The 19,977-nt window shown below is 73.6% G+C and carries 15 protein-coding genes and 2 pseudogenes; 13 read left to right on the forward strand and 4 right to left on the reverse strand.

Annotated elements, in window-relative coordinates:
- Window positions 1-113 precede the first annotated feature (113 nt).
- Window positions 114-374 carry a DUF5955 family protein gene (locus V4Y04_RS31250; RefSeq protein ID WP_332431722.1) on the forward strand — a complete coding sequence of 87 codons (261 nt, stop codon included), beginning with the start codon at window positions 114-116 and terminating at the stop codon, window positions 372-374.
- A 183-nt stretch (window positions 375-557) separates the two neighbouring features.
- Here V4Y04_RS31250 and V4Y04_RS31255 read toward each other — a convergent pair whose 3' ends face one another.
- Entirely contained in the window at window positions 558-1,361 is an 804-nt protein-coding gene (locus tag V4Y04_RS31255) for an IclR family transcriptional regulator (RefSeq protein WP_332431723.1), read from the reverse strand.
- Window positions 1,362-1,588: 227 nt separating this feature from the next.
- Between V4Y04_RS31255 and allB the strand changes: the two genes are divergently transcribed.
- Window positions 1,589-2,929 (forward strand): allantoinase AllB, encoded by a 1,341-nt coding sequence (allB, locus tag V4Y04_RS31260; RefSeq protein WP_332431724.1) that lies wholly within the window; start codon window positions 1,589-1,591, stop codon window positions 2,927-2,929.
- A 158-nt stretch (window positions 2,930-3,087) separates the two neighbouring features.
- Window positions 3,088-4,281: an allantoicase gene (alc, locus tag V4Y04_RS31265; RefSeq protein ID WP_332431725.1), complete on the forward strand. Its 1,194-nt coding sequence runs from the start codon at window positions 3,088-3,090 to the stop codon at window positions 4,279-4,281.
- Window positions 4,282-4,356: 75 nt separating this feature from the next.
- Here the strand turns inward: alc and V4Y04_RS31270 are convergent, their stop codons facing one another.
- Window positions 4,357-5,151, reverse strand: coding sequence for an SDR family oxidoreductase (locus tag V4Y04_RS31270; protein WP_332431726.1), 795 nt, complete (start codon window positions 5,149-5,151; stop codon window positions 4,357-4,359).
- 132 nt (window positions 5,152-5,283) lie between these two features.
- Window positions 5,284-5,379 (reverse strand): annotated as a pseudogene (locus tag V4Y04_RS31275) (ribonuclease); the annotation flags it as partial.
- Here V4Y04_RS31275 and V4Y04_RS31280 point away from each other — a divergent pair.
- Window positions 5,373-5,648, forward strand: a pseudogene (locus V4Y04_RS31280) (PaaI family thioesterase); the annotation flags it as partial. The pseudogenes V4Y04_RS31275 and V4Y04_RS31280 overlap by 7 nt on opposite strands.
- 63 nt (window positions 5,649-5,711) lie before the next feature.
- On the opposite strand, the gene V4Y04_RS31285 reads toward V4Y04_RS31280, so the two are convergent.
- Window positions 5,712-6,734 carry a Gfo/Idh/MocA family protein gene (locus tag V4Y04_RS31285; protein WP_332431727.1) on the reverse strand — a complete coding sequence of 341 codons (1,023 nt, stop codon included), beginning with the start codon at window positions 6,732-6,734 and terminating at the stop codon, window positions 5,712-5,714.
- Window positions 6,735-6,862: 128 nt separating this feature from the next.
- Here V4Y04_RS31285 and V4Y04_RS31290 point away from each other — a divergent pair, with 128 nt between their 5' ends.
- The 9 genes from V4Y04_RS31290 (at window position 6,863) to V4Y04_RS31330 (ending at window position 19,281) form a co-directional block, all read left to right on the forward strand.
- Complete coding sequence (locus tag V4Y04_RS31290; RefSeq protein WP_332433052.1) at window positions 6,863-7,600, forward strand: GntR family transcriptional regulator; 738 nt, start codon at window positions 6,863-6,865, stop codon at window positions 7,598-7,600.
- A gap of 394 nt (window positions 7,601-7,994) precedes the next feature.
- Complete coding sequence (locus V4Y04_RS31295) at window positions 7,995-9,182, forward strand: ROK family glucokinase (protein WP_332431728.1); 1,188 nt, start codon at window positions 7,995-7,997, stop codon at window positions 9,180-9,182.
- Window positions 9,183-9,206: 24 nt separating this feature from the next.
- The gene (locus V4Y04_RS31300; RefSeq protein ID WP_332431729.1) at window positions 9,207-9,716 is read left to right on the forward strand and encodes a sugar kinase; all 510 of its coding nucleotides are present in this window, start codon (window positions 9,207-9,209) and stop codon (window positions 9,714-9,716) included.
- Between the two features lie 154 nt (window positions 9,717-9,870).
- Complete coding sequence (locus tag V4Y04_RS31305) at window positions 9,871-12,783, forward strand: DEAD/DEAH box helicase (RefSeq protein ID WP_332431730.1); 2,913 nt, start codon at window positions 9,871-9,873, stop codon at window positions 12,781-12,783.
- A complete protein-coding gene (locus V4Y04_RS31310; RefSeq protein ID WP_332431731.1) occupies window positions 12,780-15,086 on the forward strand; it encodes an SWIM zinc finger family protein in 2,307 nt (768 codons plus the stop codon). The genes V4Y04_RS31305 and V4Y04_RS31310 overlap by 4 nt, the downstream gene beginning before the upstream one ends.
- A gap of 867 nt (window positions 15,087-15,953) precedes the next feature.
- A complete protein-coding gene (gene pcaDC, locus V4Y04_RS31315) occupies window positions 15,954-17,252 on the forward strand; it encodes a bifunctional 3-oxoadipate enol-lactonase/4-carboxymuconolactone decarboxylase PcaDC (protein ID WP_332431732.1) in 1,299 nt (432 codons plus the stop codon).
- A gap of 48 nt (window positions 17,253-17,300) precedes the next feature.
- A complete protein-coding gene (locus V4Y04_RS31320) occupies window positions 17,301-17,936 on the forward strand; it encodes an MBL fold metallo-hydrolase (protein WP_332431733.1) in 636 nt (211 codons plus the stop codon).
- 60 nt (window positions 17,937-17,996) lie between these two features.
- On the forward strand, window positions 17,997-18,776 hold the full coding sequence (locus V4Y04_RS31325; RefSeq protein WP_332431734.1) for an exodeoxyribonuclease III: 780 nt from the start codon (window positions 17,997-17,999) through the stop codon (window positions 18,774-18,776).
- Between the two features lie 94 nt (window positions 18,777-18,870).
- The gene (locus tag V4Y04_RS31330; protein ID WP_332431735.1) at window positions 18,871-19,281 is read left to right on the forward strand and encodes a DUF6278 family protein; all 411 of its coding nucleotides are present in this window, start codon (window positions 18,871-18,873) and stop codon (window positions 19,279-19,281) included.
- Window positions 19,282-19,977 lie beyond the last annotated feature (696 nt).

Below are 19,977 nucleotides of genomic sequence, written 5' to 3' on the forward strand. Positions count from 1 at the left end.
CGACGGGGCGGCGGGGCCGGTGGGGAGGCGCACCACCGCGTGCGAGGGGGAGGACTGTGTTGCGGAGCGTAGAGCAGCGACAGGCGACCGGCAGTCGAGAGGACGATCCGCGGGTGGCGGAGCTGCGCTCCGCCGTGGCCCGGCTGCGTCGCCAACTGGCAGCCCATCCGGCGGAGTTCCCCGACCGGATCATCGCGGAGGACGAACTCGCCGCACTGGACGCCCACGCGGCAGGCGGCAATCCCGAGATTCCCCGGTTACGCCGTTCCCTGCTGCTGATCGCCGGCGCGATCGGCTCGGTGAGTGCGCTGGGCCGAGGGCTGGGCGAAGTGCGGGACGCGGTGGATCTGTTCGGATCGTCACCGAGGGTTTGACGCACGCCCGTTCGCATGCCTCTCGAAAGGGGGGCGTGCGCGGGCGCTGTGGTCGCGGTGGGCAAGCGGAGCCGGGCCGGGTCGTCGGGACGGGCCGGTCACCGGGTGCGGTCGTACCGTCGGTCCGGGGCGGGGCGTCGGTCTTGGGTGGTTTGCCGGTCCGAGGCGGTTCGTCGGTCCAGGTCAGGCCGTCGGGCCGCCGGGGGTGGTGAGCACCTCGGAGAGTTCCGTCGCCACCTGCTGGAGCACCGGCACGATCCGCTCCGTCGCCGCCTCCGTGACTCGCCCCGCGGGACCGGAGATCGAGAGGGCGGCCGGGGTGGGGGCGTCGGGCACGGGGACGGCGAGGCACCGTACGCCGATCTCCTGCTCGTTGTCGTCGATGGCGTAGCCCTGGCGGCGCACTTCGTCGAGCGCGGCCAGGAAACCCTCCGGCGTGGTGATGGTCCTGTCCGTCGCCGCGGGCATTCCGGTGCGGGCGAGCAGGGCCCGTACGTCCCGGGGCGGGAAGCCGGCCAGCAGGGCCTTGCCCACGCCGGTGGAGTGCGGCAGGACGCGGCGGCCGACCTCGGTGAACATCCGCATGGAGTGCTTGGACGGCACCTGTGCGACGTAGACGACCTCGTCCCCGTCGAGCAGCGCCATGTTGGCCGTCTCGCCGGTCTCCTCCACCAGGCGGGCCAGATACGGACGCGCCCAGGTGCCCAGCAGCCGGGAGGAGGACTCGCCGAGCCGGATCAGGCGCGGGCCGAGCGCGTACCGGCGGTTGGGCTGCTGGCGTACGTAACCGCACGCGACCAGGGTGCGCATCAGGCGGTGGATCGTCGGCAGGGGCAGCCCGCTGCTCGCCGCCAGTTCGCTGAGGCCGACCTCGCCGCCCGCGTCCGCCATCCGCTCGAGCAGGTCGAAGGCGCGCTCGAGGGACTGCACTCCGCCGCCCGGGGCGGACCGGACGGAGTCGTTGGTGCTGGCGCTGGACGTCGGCACGGCGCATTCCTTTCGGACCGGCGGGAAGGGGGAAGCCTACCCGGCGGTCGGGTCGACCGGCTGTCTGTGCATTCATACATTCTGCTCATCGGAATCTTAATTCCGCCCTGTGGAAAAGTCCAAGGAGTGACCGTCGGTGCCCGTGCGGGCGGAGCACCCCTTGACGGCATCGGAGCGGGAGTGAAGACTCCTTCAACAGAACGTTGAAAACGGGCGGGAGGGCGCGAGTGTCCGACGTCGAACTGGTGCTGCGCTCGACGCGCGTCATCACTCCCGAGGGCGCGCGCGCCGCGGCCGTCGCCGTCGCCGACGGCACGATCACGGCCGTCCTGCCGTACGAGGCACCGGTCCCCGGGACGGCGCGCCTGACGGACCTCGGCGACGACGTCCTGCTGCCCGGCCTGGTCGACACCCACGTGCACGTCAACGACCCGGGCCGCAGCGAGTGGGAGGGCTTCTGGACCGCCACCCGCGCGGCGGCGGCCGGCGGCATCACCACGCTCGTCGACATGCCGCTCAACTCCCTCCCGCCGACCACGACAACCGCTCATCTGCGCACCAAGCAGCGAACCGCCGCCGGCCGGACCCATGTCGACGTCGGCTTCTGGGGCGGCGCCCTGCCCGGCAACGTCGGGGACCTGCGACCGCTGCACGAGGCCGGCGTCTTCGGCTTCAAGGCCTTCCTGTCACCGTCCGGCGTCGACGAGTTCCCGCACCTCGGACAGGACCGACTCGCCCGGACCCTGGAAGAGATCGCCGGCTTCGACGGGCTGCTGATCGTGCACGCCGAGGACCCGGAGCACCTCGACGCCGCCCCGCAGCACGGCGGCCCCAAGTACGCCGACTTCCTCGCCTCCCGCCCGCCCGCCGCCGAGGACACCGCCATCGCCCGGCTCCTCGCGCAGGCGAAACGCCTCGACGCCCGCGTGCACATCCTGCACCTGTCCTCCGGCGACGCGCTGCCGCTGATCGCCGGGGCCAGATCCGAAGGGGTACGCGTCACCGTCGAGACCTGCCCCCATTACCTGACCCTCACCGCCGAGGAAGTCCCGGACGGCGCCAGCGAGTTCAAGTGCTGCCCGCCCATCCGCGAAGCCGCCAACCAGGGACCGCTCTGGCAGGCGCTCGCGGACGGCGTCATCGACTGCGTGGTCACCGACCACTCCCCGTCCACCGCCGACCTCAAGACGGCCGACTTCGCCACCGCCTGGGGCGGCGTCTCCGGCCTCCAGCTCAGCCTGCCCGCCGTCTGGACCGGGGCCCGCGAACGCGGACACGGCCTGGAGGACGTCGTGCGCTGGATGTCGGCGCGGACGGCGGAACTCGTCGGCCTCGACGACCGCAAGGGCGCCATCGCCCCCGGCCGGGACGCCGACTTCGCCGTCCTGGCCCCCGACGACACCTTCACCGTCGATCCGGAGACCCTCCAGCACCGCAACCGCGTGACGGCGTACGCGGGCAGGACCCTGTACGGCGTCGTGAAGTCCACCTGGCTGCGCGGCCGGCGCATCATGGCCGACGGCGAGTTCACCGCACCACAGGGCCGGTTGCTGACCCGCGTCCCCTGACGGGGCGGGGGAGGAGGGGCAGCAGGCGCCCGACGCCCGACGCCCGCCGACCGTCGGCAGGAACGCGCCCACCGTCCACAGCTCAGCCCAGCCCAGCCCCCAGCCCACCGCCCCTCCCACCGCTTCCACCGCCCAGCGAAAGGCAGGACCGGACCACCGTGACCGCGCAGCACGCACACCCGGCGTCCCGCTTCACCGGCGCCGCACGTCCCTACGGCGGCGGTGACCCGTACGCGGACTACCGCACCGCCGACTTCCCCTTCGCCCGTCACACCGACCTCGCCGACCGCCGGCTCGGCGCCGGTGTCGTCGCCGCCGACGACGAGTTCTTCGCCGAGCGCGAGAACCTGCTGCTGCCCGGTCGTGCCGTGTTCGACCCCGAGCACTTCGGCCACAAGGGCAAGGTCATGGACGGCTGGGAGACCCGGCGCCGCCGCGGCCCCTCCGCCGGGCACCCCTGGCCGGCGGCGGAGGACCACGACTGGGCACTGATCCGCCTCGGCGCGCCCGGAGTCGTCCACGGCATCGTCGTCGACACCGCCCACTTCCGCGGCAACCACCCCCGGGCCGTGTCGGTCGAGGGTGCCTCGGTGCCCGGCTCCCCGGGACCGGAGCGACTGCTGTCGGGCGAGGTGGCGTGGACGACGTTGCTCCCGCGCACCCCGGTGGGCGGCCACGCGGCCAACGGCTTCGCCGTACCGGCCGGCCGGCGCTTCACCCACCTGCGCCTGTCCCAGTACCCCGACGGAGGCATCGCGCGCCTGCGCGTGTACGGCGAAGCCGTCCCGGACCCGGTATGGCTGGAGGCCCTGGGCACCTTCGACGTCGTCGCCCTGGAGAACGGCGGCCGGGTCGAGGACGCGTCCGACCGCTTCTACTCACCGCCCGCGAACACCATCCGGCCCGGCCGCTCCCACCGGATGGACGACGGCTGGGAGACCCGACGACGCCGTGACCAGGGGCACGACTGGATCCGCTACCGGCTCGCGGGCCAGGCGGAGATCCGCGCCCTCGAGATCGACACGGCCTGCCTGAAGGGCAACAGCGCCGGCTGGGCCTCGGTGTCGGTGCGCGACGGCGAGGACGCCGTGGCCGACGTGCAAGGCGGGGACGGCGGAGAAGTCGGGGACGATGAGGACGGTGGGGGAGGCGGCTGGCGGGAGGTCCTGCCCCGGACCCGTCTCCAGCCCGACACCAACCACCGTTTCGTCCTCCCCGTCCCGACGACCGGCACACACGCGCGCGTGGACATCTTCCCGGACGGCGGCATCTCCCGGCTGCGCTTGTTCGGTTCACTGACCGACCAGGGGTCGGCCACCCTGACCGCACGCCACCGTGAACTGGGCGGCTGACCCACCGGACCGCCCGGCCGCGGCAGCGGCAACGGGGCAGGCGGTGGGTCACATCGATCGGGCCGCCTGCGCCGGTCAGGCCGCGTGGCCACCGTCCACCGCGAACTCCGCGCCGGTGACGTACGCGGCGCCGGCCAGATGGGCGATCGTGGCGGCCACCTCGTCGGCCGTGCCGAAGCGGCCGACGGCGGTCACCGCCGCCTGGGCCGGGGCGTGGGGGCCGTCCGCCGGGTTCATACCGGTGTCGATCGGCCCCGGATGGACGATGTTCGCCGTGATGCCGCGCCCGCCCAACTCCCGCGCGAGCGCCTTCGTCAGCCCGACCAGGGCCGCCTTGCTCATCGCGTAGAGCGTGCCGCCGGGGCCCGGGACACGCTGGGTCATGCAGGTGCCGAGCGTGATGATCCGCCCTCCCGCCGTCATGTGCGCGGCGGCCGCGCGGGAGGCCAGGAAGACGCCGCGTACGTTCACGGCGAGGACCCGGTCGACATCGGAGGCGGTCAGGGTGTCCAGCGGGCCGAGTACGCCGATGCCCGCGTTGTTCACCAGTACGTCGAGGCGGCCCAGCGACCGCACCGTGGCGGTCACGGCCCCGGCGGCCTCGTCCGCGTCGGCGGCGTCCGCGCGCAATGCCACCGCTCGGCGCCCCAGCGCTTCGACGGCCCGTACGACGTCCTCGGCAGCCTCCTCGCCGTTGACGTAGGTGACGGCCACGTCCGCGCCCTCGCGGGCCAGGCGCAGGGCCGTCGCGGCACCGATGCCCCGGCTGCCGCCGGTGACCAGAGCCACCTTGCCGAGGAGAGCGCCTTCGGGGTGGGCAAGCGTGCTGTCGGAGGGGTGAGCCGTGCTGTCTGCGGGATGAGAAGTCATGCGTCCATCCCAGCGGCCGGCGCGGGGAGGCGCTGGCGGCGAACGGACGTCGAGGCCGCCGGCTTCATGCCGTTCGGCAGGCCTCGCCCCGCGGTGGAGTGGGGGTTCCGCGGGGCGAGGACCGGACGTGCGTCAACAGTCGTGATCGACGAGGTCGGACGACGCGTGGTGGTCGGCCGTGCAGGAGTCCTCCTCGTACTCCTCACCGGTCACGACGCGGCGGGCACCGCCACGGCGGCGTCCTCTCCTGCGCCGCCGACAACGCCCTCACCTTCGCGGGCGGCACGGTGCTCGGCCCGTACGTCCTCACCGGGGGCTTCTCCATCCAGTACCTCCGGCCGGCCACCGGGCGCACCCTGCGCGCCCGCGCCGAGGTCGTGCACGCCGGCCGCCGCCAAGCCGTCGTCCGCTGCGACCTGCACATCATCGACGGCGACGGCGCCGCGACCCTGTGCGCGGTGACCCAGGGCACGGTCCTGCCGGTCTCCGTGCCCTGAGCACCTGATGCCCGAGCGCCCCCGAGTCCGAGCATCCGAGCGCCCCCACGCCCGGGGCGGCGTTCACCCGTAGGCCGCCACCGCCCCGCCCGCGATCTCCATCAGCCGTACCGGTCTGCGCTCCCGCCGGGACAGCTCGCACGCCTCCGCGACGCGCAGCGCCTGGAGGGCCTCGCGCCCGTCGCAGGGATTGGCCCGCCCGCCCTGCACCACCTCGACGAAGCCGTTCAGTTCCGCCTCGTACGCGGGCCCGAAGCGCTCCAGGAAGCTCGTCCACGGCTTGTCCGCGGCCGGGGGCCCGGTCGGCTCGGTGGACGCGATCGGCGTACGGTCGTCCAGGCCGACCACGATCTGGTCCCGCTCCCCGGCGAGCTCCATCCGCACGTCGTAGCCCGCGCCGTTCATCCGGGTCGCGGTGAGGACGGCGAGTGTGCCGCCCTCGAGGGTGAGGAGCGCCGCGCCGGTGTCCACGTCGTCCGCCTCGCGGAACATCGCCGGCCCCGCGTCGGACCCGGCGGCATAGACGTCCACGATCTCCCGGCCGGTCACCCAGCGCACGATGTCGAAATCATGGATCAGCGTGTCCCGGTACAGCCCGCCGGACTGCGGCAGATACCCGGCCGGCGGCGGCTCCGGGTCGCTGCTCATGGCCCGGACGGTGTGCAGCCGGCCGAGCCGGCCCGAACGCACAGCCTCCCGCGCGCCGGTGTAGCCGGGGTCGAACCGGCGCTGGAAGCCCATCTGCAGGACCGTCCCGGCCGCCTCGACCTCCGAGACCGCCTGTAACGTGCCCGCGAGGTCGAGGGCGATGGGCTTCTCGCAGAACACCGGCAGCCCCGAACGGGCCGCCCGGCCGATGAGTTCGGCGTGGGCGGACGTGGCCGTGGTGATCACCAGGGCGTCCACCCCCCAGGTGTAGATCTCGTCCACCCCGGGCGCCGCCGTCTCGCCGAGCCGGTGTGCGAGGGCCTGTGCCCTGGCAGGGTCGGCATCGGTGAGGATCAAGGATCCGACGTCGCGATGCCTGCTGAGTGTGTGGGCGTGAATGGTGCCGATACGGCCCGTACCGATGACCCCGATGCGCATGGGAACAAACTGCGGCCCGCGCCCCTCCCTGTCAATCCGTATGTCCGGACAACCGAACTACGCCACTTCCCGTCCACCCCGCACGGGGCTACGCTCGGGCCGTGCCCAAACCAGGAGTGGACCCGACCGTGCAGCTGGAGCTGAGCGTGGACCGCGGCTCCCCCGTACCGCTGTACTTCCAGCTGTCCCAGCAGTTGGAAGCCGCCATCGAGCACGGCAGGCTGACCCCCGGAAGTCTGCTGGGCAACGAGATCGAGCTGGCCGGGCGCCTCGGCCTGTCCCGGCCGACCGTCCGTCAGGCCATCCAGTCCCTCGTCGACAAGGGCCTGCTCGTGCGGCGGCGCGGAGTCGGCACCCAGGTGGTGCACAGTCAGGTCAAGCGGCCCCTGGAGCTCAGCAGCCTCTACGACGATCTGGAGTCCGCCGGGCATCGCCCCGCCACGAAAGTCCTGGTCAACACGGTCGTCCCCGCCTCTCCCGAAATTGCCGCCGCCCTCGGGGTGGCCGAGGCGGGCGAGGTGCACCGCATCGAGCGGCTGCGGTTCGCGCACGGGGAGCCGATGGCGTACATGACCAACTACCTGCCGCTCGGGCTGCTCGACCTGGACACCCGCCAGCTGGAGGCCACCGGTCTGTACCGGCTGATGCGGGCGGCCGGGATCACCCTGCACAGCGCCCGCCAGACCATCGGCGCCCGCGCCGCCGGGGCCGCCGAGGCCGAGCGGCTCGGTGAGCAGCGGGGCGCCCCGTTGCTCACCATGCAGCGCGTGACCTTCGACGACACCGGTCGTACCGTGGAGTTCGGCACCCACACCTACCGGCCCGACCGCTACTCGTTCGAGTTCCAGCTGCTCGTACGGTCGTGACGCCCCGGGTCACGGAGGTCCTGGGTTATCGGAGTTCCTGAGTTCCGGGAGTCCGTGGTCCGGAAGTCCGTGGTCCGGAAGTCCGAGGCCCACGGCCTTCCTTTCCCGGTTCCGAAGTCCCGGTGAACCTCAGGTGACTTGAGGGACTTGAGGTGATCTTCGTCGTGTTGTCCGGACAATGTGACCAGATCATGGAATGGGGTGTCGAAAGGTGAGGGATGTCCCCTCGGCGGAGCTGCCGGAAGGCACCGGGGGAGCCCTCGGGAAGCCGTTCGAGAGAGATCGGGAAACCGCCGGGAAGCGGCCGGAAGCGCCCCGCAAGCGTCACGCGTCACGTGATCCCTTTGCTCCCGGGTACGCCACCCTGGGTCACCGTGAGGCAGAATCGGCGACGATGAGCACCTACCGCGACCTCACACTCCCCAGGGCATTGAGTTCCGCCCGGGCGGGCGCCGCCCCCATCGGCTCCCGCCGTGCTCCCGCCGTGCTCCGCACGGTCGGCACCCGGGAACGCCGCTCGTACCTGACGGCACCGCGCGTGCCGACCGTCGGCATCGACATCGGCGGCACGAAGGTGATGGCGGGCGTCGTCGACGCAGACGGCAACATCCTGGAGCGGCTCCGCACGGAGACCCCGGACAAGTCCAAGAGCCCGAAAGTCGTCGAGGACACCATCGTCGAACTGGTGCTTGACCTGTCCGACCGGCACGACGTGCACGCGGTCGGCGTCGGCGCGGCCGGCTGGGTCGACGCCGACCGCAACCGCGTGCTGTTCGCCCCGCACCTGTCGTGGCGCAACGAGCCGCTGCGCGACCGCCTCGCCGGCCGGCTCGCCGTTCCCGTCCTGGTCGACAACGACGCCAACTCCGCCGCCTGGGCCGAATGGCGCTTCGGCGCCGGGCGCGGCGAGGACCACCTCGTCATGATCACGCTGGGCACCGGCATCGGCGGCGCGATCCTCGAGGACGGTCAGGTCAAGCGCGGCAAGTACGGCGTCGCCGGCGAGTTCGGCCACATGCAGGTCGTCCCCGGCGGCCACCGCTGCCCCTGCGGCAACCGCGGCTGCTGGGAGCAGTACAGCTCCGGCAACGCACTGGTCCGCGAGGCGCGCGAACTGGCCGCCGCGGACTCGCCGGTCGCCTACGGGATCATCGAGCACGTCAAAGGGAACATCGCCGAGATCAGCGGCCCGATGATCACCGAGCTGGCCCGTGAGGGCGATGCCATGTGCATCGAGCTCCTCCAGGACATCGGCCAGTGGCTCGGCGTCGGCATCGCCAACCTCGCCGCCGCCCTCGACCCCTCCTGCTTCGTCATCGGCGGCGGGGTCTCGGCCGCCGACGACCTGCTGATCGGCCCCGCGCGGGACGCGTTCAAGAGGCACCTCACGGGCCGCGGCTACCGCCCCGAGGCCCACATCGTCCGCGCCCAGCTCGGCCCCGAGGCCGGCATGGTCGGCGCCGCCGACCTCGCCCGCCTGGTCGCCCGCCGCTTCCGCCGTGCCAAGCGCCGCCGGGTCGAACGCTACGAGCGCTACGAGCGGTATGCGGAGGCCGGCCGGGCCAACCAGGAGACGCCGTGACGGGCGACGGTCCCCCTCGGGCGCATGATCCGCCGCAGGGCGCTCACCCTGCTGATCATCGTGCTGCTCATCGGTGTCCCGGCCGGGTACCTGATGATCTCCGCGAACCAGAGCCGGGCCAGCGGCAAGGACAAGGAGGCCAGGTACTCGGCGAACAGCCTGACCCAGGGCTGGCCGTCGAAGGTGCAGCGCCGCCTCTACCAGGTGCCGGTCCCGCACCCCGCCTGGTGGGTGGCCACCTACGAGACGAACAACTGGAAGACCAGCCGCCTGTACGTCGAGTTCGAGACCACCGACGCCGGTCTGAGCGCCTTTCTCACCAGTATGGGCGTGCAGCGGGACGACCTGAAGCGGGATGGCATCACCATCAGCGACCGCGACCGGGAAGTCACCGGCTGGAAGTTCGACCGCCCCGGCATCTGGTCCGGTCTCGTCAACGAACGGAAGAACCCCGCGCCCACGCACGACGTCGTCGTCAACGAGGGCAAGCCGGGCTTCCCCAGGGTGTACGTCGTCTCCCGGACGGTCCCCTGATCCGCACCGCCGCCCCGGTCCGTGACCGGGTGCGCCCGGTGCGCACAGGTCCGGTCGCGGAACCGATTGTCAGTGCCCGCCCGTAGAGTCGAAGGCGAACAATCCGACGACACGGGTGGGCGTGCACGGGGACGGGCGGGAGGTGACAGGGCGCATGAGCGAGGGGACCATGACGGCCGAACGGCACACGGCCGGGACGGACGCGGGGGAGGCCGGCCCGGCGGACGCGGCGATCGCGGCCGCCACCGCGGAGATCCCCGTCGGTCTCGCCGCCGTCTTCCTGCCGGCGGCCCTGCCACGCGACGGGCGCATCGCCTTCTACGACCCCGGGAGCGGCCCCGCCGAAGCCGTCCCGGAGCACGCCCCGCACACGCGGCTCACCGTCACCCGCCCGCACGGAGACGGAGTCCGGCGGCGGACGGTCACCGCCCTCTCCCTCCCCCTCGACGAGGCTCTGCCCCTGCTGGTCCGCGCCCGGCACGACCCCGCGGCGCACCCCGCCACCGCCTGCTGGGGCGCCGCCGCCCTGCACGCCCTGCGGCTCACGGCGCGCGGCCGGCTCCTGCCCGGCCTGACGGCCACCGGCCACGACGCCTGGCGGGTCGGCCCTCTCGACCCGGACGACGTGGCACACCTGCGCGCGGTGGCCGCGGCCCTGCCCTTCGAGGGCCACGCCGTTCCGCTGCCCGGCCCCGGCCCGCTCCGGCTGCCGCAGCCGGAAGCCCTGGTCCGCGCCTTCCTGGACGCGGTCGCGGACACGCTGCCCCGTACCCCGGCCGCACCGTACGCCTCGGGGCTGCCGTTCGCCGCCCGCAAGGCCCAGCGGCTGCCCGGTGCCCAGGACTGGGCCGCCGAGGTCGCCGCCGGCATGGACGCCGGCGTGCGCGTCTCGCTCCGCCTCGACCTCTCCGCGTACGACCTGTTCGACGGCGCCGACGAGGGCGCGGGGGGCACCGGCGCGCGCGGTGCGGGCGCGGCGGTCGTCCAGGTGCACAGCCTCGCCGACCCCACCCTCGTCGCCGACGCGACAGCCCTGTGGGCGGGGACGGCGGACAGCGCGTTCGGCCCCCGCGCGCGCGTGGACGCCGCCCTCGCCGTCCGCCGGGCCGCCCGTGTCTGGCCCCCGCTGGACCGGCTCTCCGACCAGGACGTACCCGACGTACTGGCACTGTCCGAGGACGAGTTGAACGACCTGCTCGGCGTCGCCGCCACCCGCCTCGCCGCGGCCGGTGTCGCCGTGCACTGGCCCCGGGACCTGGCCCAGGACCTCACCGCGACGGCGGTGGTCCGGCCGGCCCCCGGATCGGCGACCGACGGGAGCGGCTTCTTCGAGAGCGAGGACCTGCTGCGCTTCGGCTGGCAGATCGCGCTCGGCGGCGACCCGCTCACCGAGGCCGAGATGGACGCCCTGGCCGAGGCCCACCGCCCCGTCGTCCGGCTGCGCGACCAGTGGGTGCTGGTCGACCCGGCGCTCGTCCGCAAGGCCCGCAAACGGGAGCTGGGCCTGCTCGATCCCGTCGACGCGCTGTCCGTCGCCCTCACCGGCACCGCGGAGGCCGACGGCGAGACCGTCGAGGCGGTCCCCGTCGGCGCCCTCGCCGTCCTCCGGGACCGCCTCACCACGGGCGTTCAGCCCGCCGAGCCGCCCCCCGGACTCGACGCCACCCTGCGCGACTACCAACTGCGGGGACTGGCCTGGCTCGACCTCATGACCTCCCTCGGCCTCGGCGGCTGCCTCGCCGACGACATGGGCCTCGGCAAGACGATCACCCTCATCGCACTGCATCTGAAACGGGACCGCGCCGAGCCGACCCTGGTCGTCTGCCCCACCTCCCTGCTCGGCAACTGGCAGCGGGAGATCACCCGGTTCGCCCCCGGCGTCCCCGTGCGCCGCTTCCACGGCCCGGACCGGACCCTGGACGACCTGACCGGCGGCTTCGTCCTCACCACCTACGGCACCATGCGCTCGGCCGCCCCGACACTGGCCGCACAGCGCTGGGGCATGGTCGTCGCCGACGAGGCCCAGCACGTCAAGAACCCGCACTCGGCCACGGCGAAGGCGCTGCGCACCATCCCGACCCCCGCGCGCGTGGCCCTCACCGGCACCCCCGTCGAGAACAACCTCTCCGAGCTGTGGGCCCTCCTCGACTGGACGACCCCCGGGCTCCTCGGCCCCCTCACCTCCTTCCGCGCCCGGCACGCCCGCGCGGTGGAGGCCGGCGAGGACGACGAGGCCGTCGAGCGGCTCTCCCGCCTGGTGCGGCCCTTCCTCCTGCGGCGCAAGAAGTCCGACCCGGGCATCGTCCCCGAACTGCCGCCCAAGACCGAGACGGACCACCCCGTCCCGCTCACCCGCGAACAGGCCGCGCTCTACGAGGCGGTGGTGCGCGAGTCGATGCTCGCCATCGAGACCGCCCAGGGCATGGGCCGCCGGGGCCTGGTGCTGAAGCTGCTGACCGCGCTGAAACAGATCTGCAACCACCCGGCGCTCTACCTCAAGGACGCGCACACACGGGCCGGCGGCGACCGCCTCGCGGCCCGCTCCGGCAAACTCGCCCTGCTGGACGAACTGCTGGACACCCTCCTCGCCGAGGACGGATCGGCCCTGGTCTTCACGCAGTACGTCGGCATGGCCCGGCTGATCACCGCACATCTGACCGAGCGCGCGGTGCCGGTCGACCTCCTCCACGGCGGTACGCCGGTACCGGAGCGGGAACGCATGGTGGACCGCTTCCAGAGCGGCGCGACCCCTGTCCTGGTCCTGTCCCTGAAGGCAGCCGGCACCGGCCTGAACCTCACCCGCGCGGGCCATGTCGTCCACTTCGACCGCTGGTGGAACCCGGCGGTCGAGGACCAGGCCACCGACCGCGCCTACCGCATCGGCCAGACCCAGCCGGTCCAGGTCCACCGTCTGGTCACCGAGGGCACGATCGAGGACCGCATCGCCGAGATGCTCGATGCCAAACGGGCCCTCGCCGACGCGATCCTCGGCTCCGGCGAGTCGGCCCTCACGGAACTGACCGACCACGAGCTGTCCGACCTGGTCTCCCTGCGGAGGACGTCATGACCCCCCGCCCCTCCGACGAGGCCCGGGAGGCCCTGCGGGCCGCCCGCAGGCGTGCGAGCGCCGATCCGGTGCCGGAGGCGGGGGAGGACGGGAAACCCGCGGGCACCCAGGAACAACGCCCCGGTGACGTGGCCCGCGACGCCCTGCGCAGGGCCGTACGGGCCCGGCGCACGACGGACACGGGGAACCCCGGGACGGCGGACGGGCCCGAGGGCGGGGGCGTGAAGGGCGAGATGAGCCCGGCGACAGGGGCGGAGCGGGAGCCGGAGACGGGCCACGAGGGGCCGGCGGCAGCGTCGGCGGCCGGTGACGCCGGTACCGACACCGGCGGCGTACGGACGGAGCGGCGCACGGGGGTGGCGGACGGCGCCGCCCCGCCGTCGTCCGCCGACGGTATCCGGAGCCGTCCGGATCTCCCTGCCCGCCCAGTCCTCCCGGATCTTCCGGAGCCGGAGCCGGAGCCGGAGCAGGAGCAGGAGCCCAGGCCCGCCCGGCGCCCCGGGGACATCGCGCGGGAGGCCTTGCGCGCGGCCCGTCAGGAAGCCCTGCGCGCGCGAACGGAGACCGACGACCGGGCAACCGGCGACCGTGCCTTGGACGACGGCTCCTCCGCCGACCGGGCGGCCGGTGACCGGAGGAGCGACGGCCGGGACACCACCGGCCCGCCCGCCGGCCGTACCCCGCTTCCGTCGGGCGCGGCCCCCCGAGTTCCTCACGTCCCCCGCACCACCCGAGGTGACCGGGCCGCCGGTGCCCGGCAGGGCGAGGCACAGGCCGAAGAGGCGGGAGCACTCGCGGTACGGGACCTGCTCGACGGCGCGCTCCTCTCGCCCCTGTCCCCGTCCGCGCCCCCGCCCGCGCCCTTTGACGTGGCCGAACCGGCCCCGAAGCCCGACGGCCACCCCCACAAGCAGCCGGCCACCCATCAACCCCCGGCCACCCACCAACCCCTGGCGCCCCCGGCGGCCCTGGCGGCCCTGGCACTTCAGGAGCCCCCGACACCCAAGGCACCTCCCGCCACCCCCCAGTCGCCGCCTTCCATGGCCGCCCCCACCCGGGACGGGGAGCTGCGCCGTACCTTCGCCGCGTTCCCGCCCCGCACCCCGGGCGGCACGAGGTTCGCCGACACCTGGTGGGGCGACGCGTGGGTCACGGCGCTGGAGGAGGGCGCGCTGGACGCCGCGCGGCTCACGCGCGGACGCCGGTACGCGGAGCGGGGGCACGCCGACGCCATCACCGTCACCCCCGGGCTCGTCCTCGCCTACGTCCAGGGAAGCCGCCCCCGCCCGTACCGCGTGCAGGTAAGGCTGCGGACCTTCGCGGACACCGAGTGGGAGCGGTTCCTGGACGCGGCCGCCGACCGACCCGGCCACATCGCGGCCCTGCTGGACAAGGAGATGCCCCAGTCCCTCGCCGACTGCGGAGCTCCGCTGCTGCCCCGCCCCGGTGATCTCGCCCCGCAGTGCAGCTGCCCTGATTCCGGCCATCCCTGCAAGCACGCCGCCGCCCTCTGCTACCAGACCGCCCGGCTGCTCGACGCCGACCCGTTCGTGCTGCTCCTGCTGCGCGGGCGGGGCGAGCGCGACGTGATCGACGCCCTGTCCCGGCTCAGCGCCGCCCGCACGGCCCGTGCCGCCCGGGACAGGGAACCGGAGCCCCTCCCCGGAATGCGGGCCGATGAGGCCGTCGCGCCGCGGGCTCTTCCGCCGCTTCCACCGCCGCTGCCCCCACCCCCGCACCCGGAGCAGCCCCCGGCGTACCCGGCGGCCCCGGGCGGCCCGGACCCGTTCGCGCTCGACCAGCTCGCCACCGACGCCGCCGCCCGCGCGCACGCCCTGCTCACCACCGGCCGCGACCCCGTCGCCCGGTTCACGCTGTGGCAGGACGCCGTACGGCTCGCCGCCGCCCGCCCCGGCTCCGGACTCACCGCCGGCACCCGCGCGCTGTACTCCTCCCTCGCCCGCGCGGCCGGGAGCACCCCCGCCGAGCTGGCCCGCGCGGTCGCCGCCTGGCGCCAGGGCGGCCCGGCCGGACTCGAGGCCCTGGAGGAACCCTGGGACCCGCCGGCCGGCCGTTTCGACCGTGCCCGCCCCCTCCTCCTCGCCGCGGACCTGCCCGCCTTCCGCCCCTGGCACAACCGCCTCACCCACCCCCGGGGGCACCTCCAGCTCCGCCTCGGCCGCGACCACCTCTGGTACGCGTACGAGTCCGAGCCCGGCCACGACGACTGGTGGCCTCGCGGCACCCCCGACCCGGACCCCGTCGGGGCCCTCACCGGCCTGGACGCTCCGGGCGCTCTGTGAACGCGCAAGGTGTCCGGGACGGGTCCGTGGGCGGTCTTCGGGCGTGCCGGCCGAGATCGGCGGAATGATGGCGTCCACGCCGGTCACCTTGACCAGAGACAGCTCGGTCCAGCGCGCCATTCGTCGGCGCCGTCGGTGAGTCCTGCGGGTTGAACGTGATGTCGACCTTCGCGGTCCGTTGTGGTCGGCCAGAGTCGGTTCAGGGCGTTCTATGCGTTGGGATTGAGCATGTTCCGCGATCTTGGGACGGGGACGGGGAGTGTGGGGAGAATCGGTGGGTGCTGTCCTGCGGCCGGGTCTGACTCTCGAGACGTCTGATCGGGCGTCCTGTTCACGCTGTTTCAACCGTCGGCCGGGCACGGTGCGGCGTGCCGGAGCGGAGGGACCGGTCCCTCCGGGGCGGCCCTGTTCCGCTGTCTGCCGGCCCAGGGCGTGGACGTGTTCGACATGAACCGGCCCGACCGGACCGACCGCCGCCGGCACGGCAAGTCGGACCGGACAGGGCCGTCGCTTCGCCGATCAAGATCGGGGGCACCCCCGATCGCCTGGGCGGTGAGGCGCCCTGCGTCGCGCTGTGCGGGGTCAGCCCTGTCGGGCGTTCCTCGGGCGGTCGGGCAGTACCGCCGCCTCAACCATGGCGGTGACCGGCGGGCCGACGGCGCCCTGCACCGGGTCGTACGGAATCGTCTGCGCTTTGACCCGCGCACCCAGGACTGCTACGAACGCCGCATCAAGGAGGGCAGGACCCGACGCGACATCGTGCGATGCCTCAAACGCTACGCTGCGTGGGAGGTCTTCCACCTGATCAGGGTTGTACAGTCCTGCCCCGTCACAGGGGCAGTCGTGAGAGATGAGAGGGTCTGACGGGTGAGTGAGACACCACCGAACACCCTGCAATACCGCTTCGACGGGCCAGAAGAGGCTCCAGTTCTGATTCTGGCTCCCTCGCTGGGTACCACATGGCACATGTGGGACCGGCAGATCCCCGAACTGACGAAGCAGTGGCGTGTCTTCCGGTTCGACCTGCCCGGACACGGAGGCGCCCCCGCGTACCCGGGGGGCTCGGTCGGCGATCTCACCGGGCGGCTGCTCGCCACCCTCGAAGGCCTCGGCGTGCAGCGCTTCGGCTACGCGGGCTGCGCGCTCGGCGGCGCGATCGGCCTGGAACTGGCCCTGCGCCACCCCGAACGCCTCGCCTCCCTCGCCCTGATCGCCGCCTCGCCCCGGTTCGGCACCGCCGACGAGTTCCGCCAGCGTGGGGTGATCGTCCGCACGAACGGGCTCGACCCGATCGCCCGCACCGCGCCCGACCGCTGGTTCACCAGCGGTTTCGCGGCCGCGCAGCCCGCGATCACCGAGTGGGCCGTGCAGATGGTGCGCACCACCGACCCGGGCTGCTACATCGCCGCCTGCGAGGCCCTCGCCTCGTTCGACGTACGGGCCGAACTCGGCAGCGTCGGCGTGCCGACGCTGGTGCTGGTCGGCTCGGACGACCAGGTCACCGGCCCCGCCGAGGCCCGCACGCTGGTCGCCGGGGTGCCGGACGCCCGGCTGGCCGTCGTGCCCGGCGCCTCCCACCTCGTGCCGGTGGAACAGCCCGCAGCCGTCACCGACCTTCTGGTCCGGCACTTCTCCACCGCCTGGCAGCCCGCCTTCGAGGCCGCCACCGGACACATCGCCCTGCCCGCCGTCCAGGTCCAGGCGGGGCAGGTGGTCGTACCGCAGCAGGCCGGGCCCGTCGCCGAGATCACCGCCGCTGTCCCGCCGCAGCCCCGGGGCGGCGCACCCGACCCGTACGAGGCCGGGATCAAGGTCCGCCGTGAGGTGCTGGGCGACGCGCACGTCGACCAGATGCTGGCGCAGACCGACGACTTCTCGGGCGACTTCCAGGAGTACGTCACCAGCTCCGTCTGGGGCGGGGTCTGGGACCGGCCCGGCCTGGACCGGCGCACCCGCAGCTGCGTCACCCTCACCGCCCTGGTCGCCGGCGGCCACCTGGAGGACCTCGCCGTCCACACCCGGGCCGCCCTGCGCAACGGCCTCACTCCCGCGGAGATCAAGGAGGTCCTGCTCCAGGCGGCCGTCTACTGCGGTGTCCCCGCCGCGAACAGCGCGTTCCGCGTGGCCCAGCAGGTGATCCGCGAGGAGACCACACCCCAGGAGTGAGGCCCGGGGCGAGATCCGGGAGGAGTCCTGAGGGGGCAGGATGGACGTATGAGGCTCACGAAGAAGTCGCACTCCTGCGTCCGCCTGGAGAAGGACGGCCGCACCCTCGTCGTCGACCCCGGAGGGTTCAGCGAGGAGGACGCCGCGCTCGGCGCGGACGCCCTCCTCGTCACGCACGAGCACCCCGACCACTTCGACGAGGGGAGACTCAGGGCCGCGCTGGAGGCCGACCCGGCCGCCCGGATCTGGACCCTGAAGTCCGTCGCGGACCAGCTCTCGACCGCTTTCCCGGGCCGGGTGCACACCGTCGGCCACGGCGACACGTTCACCGCCGCGGGCTTCGAGGTGCAGGTGCACGGCGAGCTGCACGCCGTGATCCACCCGGACATCCCGCGGGTCACCAACGTCGGCTACCTCGTCGACGGCGGCGCCCTCTTCCATCCCGGTGACGCCCTCACCGTCCCCGACCATCCGGTCCGGACGCTGATGCTCCCCGTCATGGCCCCCTGGAACAAGATCTCGGAGGTCATCGACTACGTCCGCGAGGTCCGGCCGGAGCGCGCCTACGACATCCACGACGCCCTGCTCACCGATCTGGCCCGCCCGATCTACGACCGTCAGATCGGGGCCCTCGGCGGCGCCGAGCACCTGCGACTGGCCCCGGGGGCGACGGCCGAGCTGTGAGTCAGGCCTTCGGCCCCCGGCGGCCGGGCATTGTCACAGGCGCCGGGTAGGTTGTGGGACATGCGCATCGCGACCTGGAACGTGAACTCGATCACCGCCCGCCTGCCGAGGCTCCTGGCCTGGCTGGAGAGCAGCGGCACGGACGTGCTGTGCCTCCAGGAGGCCAAGGTCGCCGAGGAGCAGTTCCCGGTGGAGCAACTGCGCGAGCTGGGTTACGAGTCGGCGGTGCACGCCACCGGCCGGTGGAACGGCGTGGCGGTGCTCTCCCGCGTGGGCCTCGAGGACGTCGTCAAGGGCCTGCCCGGCGACCCGGGCTACGACGGTTCGCTGGAGCCCCGGGCCGTCTCCGCGACCTGCGGCCCGGTCCGCGTCTGGTCGGTGTACGTGCCCAACGGGCGTGAGGTGGACCACGCGCACTACGCGTACAAGCTCCAGTGGTTCGAGGCGCTGAAGGCCGCCGTGGCCGGCGACGCGGCGGGCAGCCGCCCGTTCGCGGTCCTCGGCGACTACAACGTGGCGCCGACCGACGACGACGTGCACGACATCACCCTCTTCGAGGGCTCCACCCATGTCACCCCGGCCGAGCGCGCCGCCCTCACCGCCCTGCGCGAGACCGGGCTGACCGACGTGGTCCCGCGTCCGCTGAAGTACGACCACCCGTTCACGTACTGGGACTACCGCCAGCTCGGCTTCCCCAAGAACCGCGGCATGCGCATCGACCTGGTGTACGGCAACGAGCCGTTCACCAAGGCCGTTTCCGACGCCTACGTCGACCGTGAGGAGCGCAAGGGCAAGGGCGCCTCGGACCACGCGCCGGTCGTGGTCGACCTGGACGTGTGATCACCGGCCACCGAAGATCAGGAACCGGCCACCCGACGGGAGTTGTCCGCGCGCCCTGTGGTGCGGACGGCGGTATGAATGTCACGCTGGAGGGATGAACATCCCCTTCCTGGGCAGCCGGCGTCAGAAGCCCGGAGTCCGCGATCCCGATGGCCTCGCGGAACTCCTCGCCGAGTGCGAGCTGCTGCGCTCCCAGGTGTCCCGTGCGGGTATCCGACTGGACGACTCCCCGGCCTCGTTGGAGGCGCTGGACCAGTTGGTCCCGGGAAGCTGGCGGGACGACGAGGACGCCCTGACCCGGCTGGGCAACGACGCCGGGCTGTATCTGGGCACGGTCATCGTGCGCACCGTGCCGGGAGCCGTCTGGGAGATCCGTTCCGACGGGCAGCCCGTCGTACGGCTCGCCTCCGGGCGGGAGTTCGACGTCGTGGACTCCGGGCGCGCCTGGGCCGCCGGCGGTGTGCCCGAACTGTCCCAGCTGTACGCCGAGGTCGCGGAGGCGTGAGACGCCGGACGGGGCTCCGGTCCCGGCCGGTCCGCCCTCCCGCTCTCCGGTCCTGCCCGGCCCGCCCTCCCGCTCTCCGGGCCTGCCCGGTCCGCCCTCCCGCTCTCCGGTCCTGCCCGGCCCGCCCTCCTGCCCTCCGGTCCCGCACGGCCCGCCCTCCGGCGCCGTGCGGGCCGTGCGGGCCGGGCTCCCGAACCGCATGTACCGAGGGCGTCGACCTCACCGCGGGCGGGGAGCGGTGAGGCCGACGCCCTCGGCCCATCGGGGTCGGGCGGCTCGCACCTGTACCGGGCGAGCGACCGGCTGGAGGCCATCGGGTCCGGCGTGATCCCGATCGACGGGCAGCCGCCGCCGACCAGGACAAGGCACCGACCAGGACAAGGCACCGGTGAGGACAAGGCACCGGTGAGGACAAGGCGCCGGCGCGGCCGCGTGCCGATGTCGGGACGGTCCTCCGGCCGTCCGGCCTCTTCGCGCACCGGACCGCCCCGCGGACGGGATGATCAACGAGGTCCCGGACCTCATGCGGCACCCGGCCGAAGCGAACATGACCGTGAGCATCGTCACGCACGGGAGGGCTTCGCCCGCCCTGCCGTCGGCCGGCCGGCCTCATGGCCGACGTCTCCATGGCCAACGGCCTTGTCGTCGAGGGCTGTACGCCCGACGATTTCCTCACGGATCCGGGCAGGAACCGGG

The organism is Streptomyces sp. P9-A2, from assembly GCF_036634175.1.
Taxonomy (GTDB): Bacteria; Actinomycetota; Actinomycetes; order Streptomycetales; family Streptomycetaceae; genus Streptomyces; species Streptomyces pratens.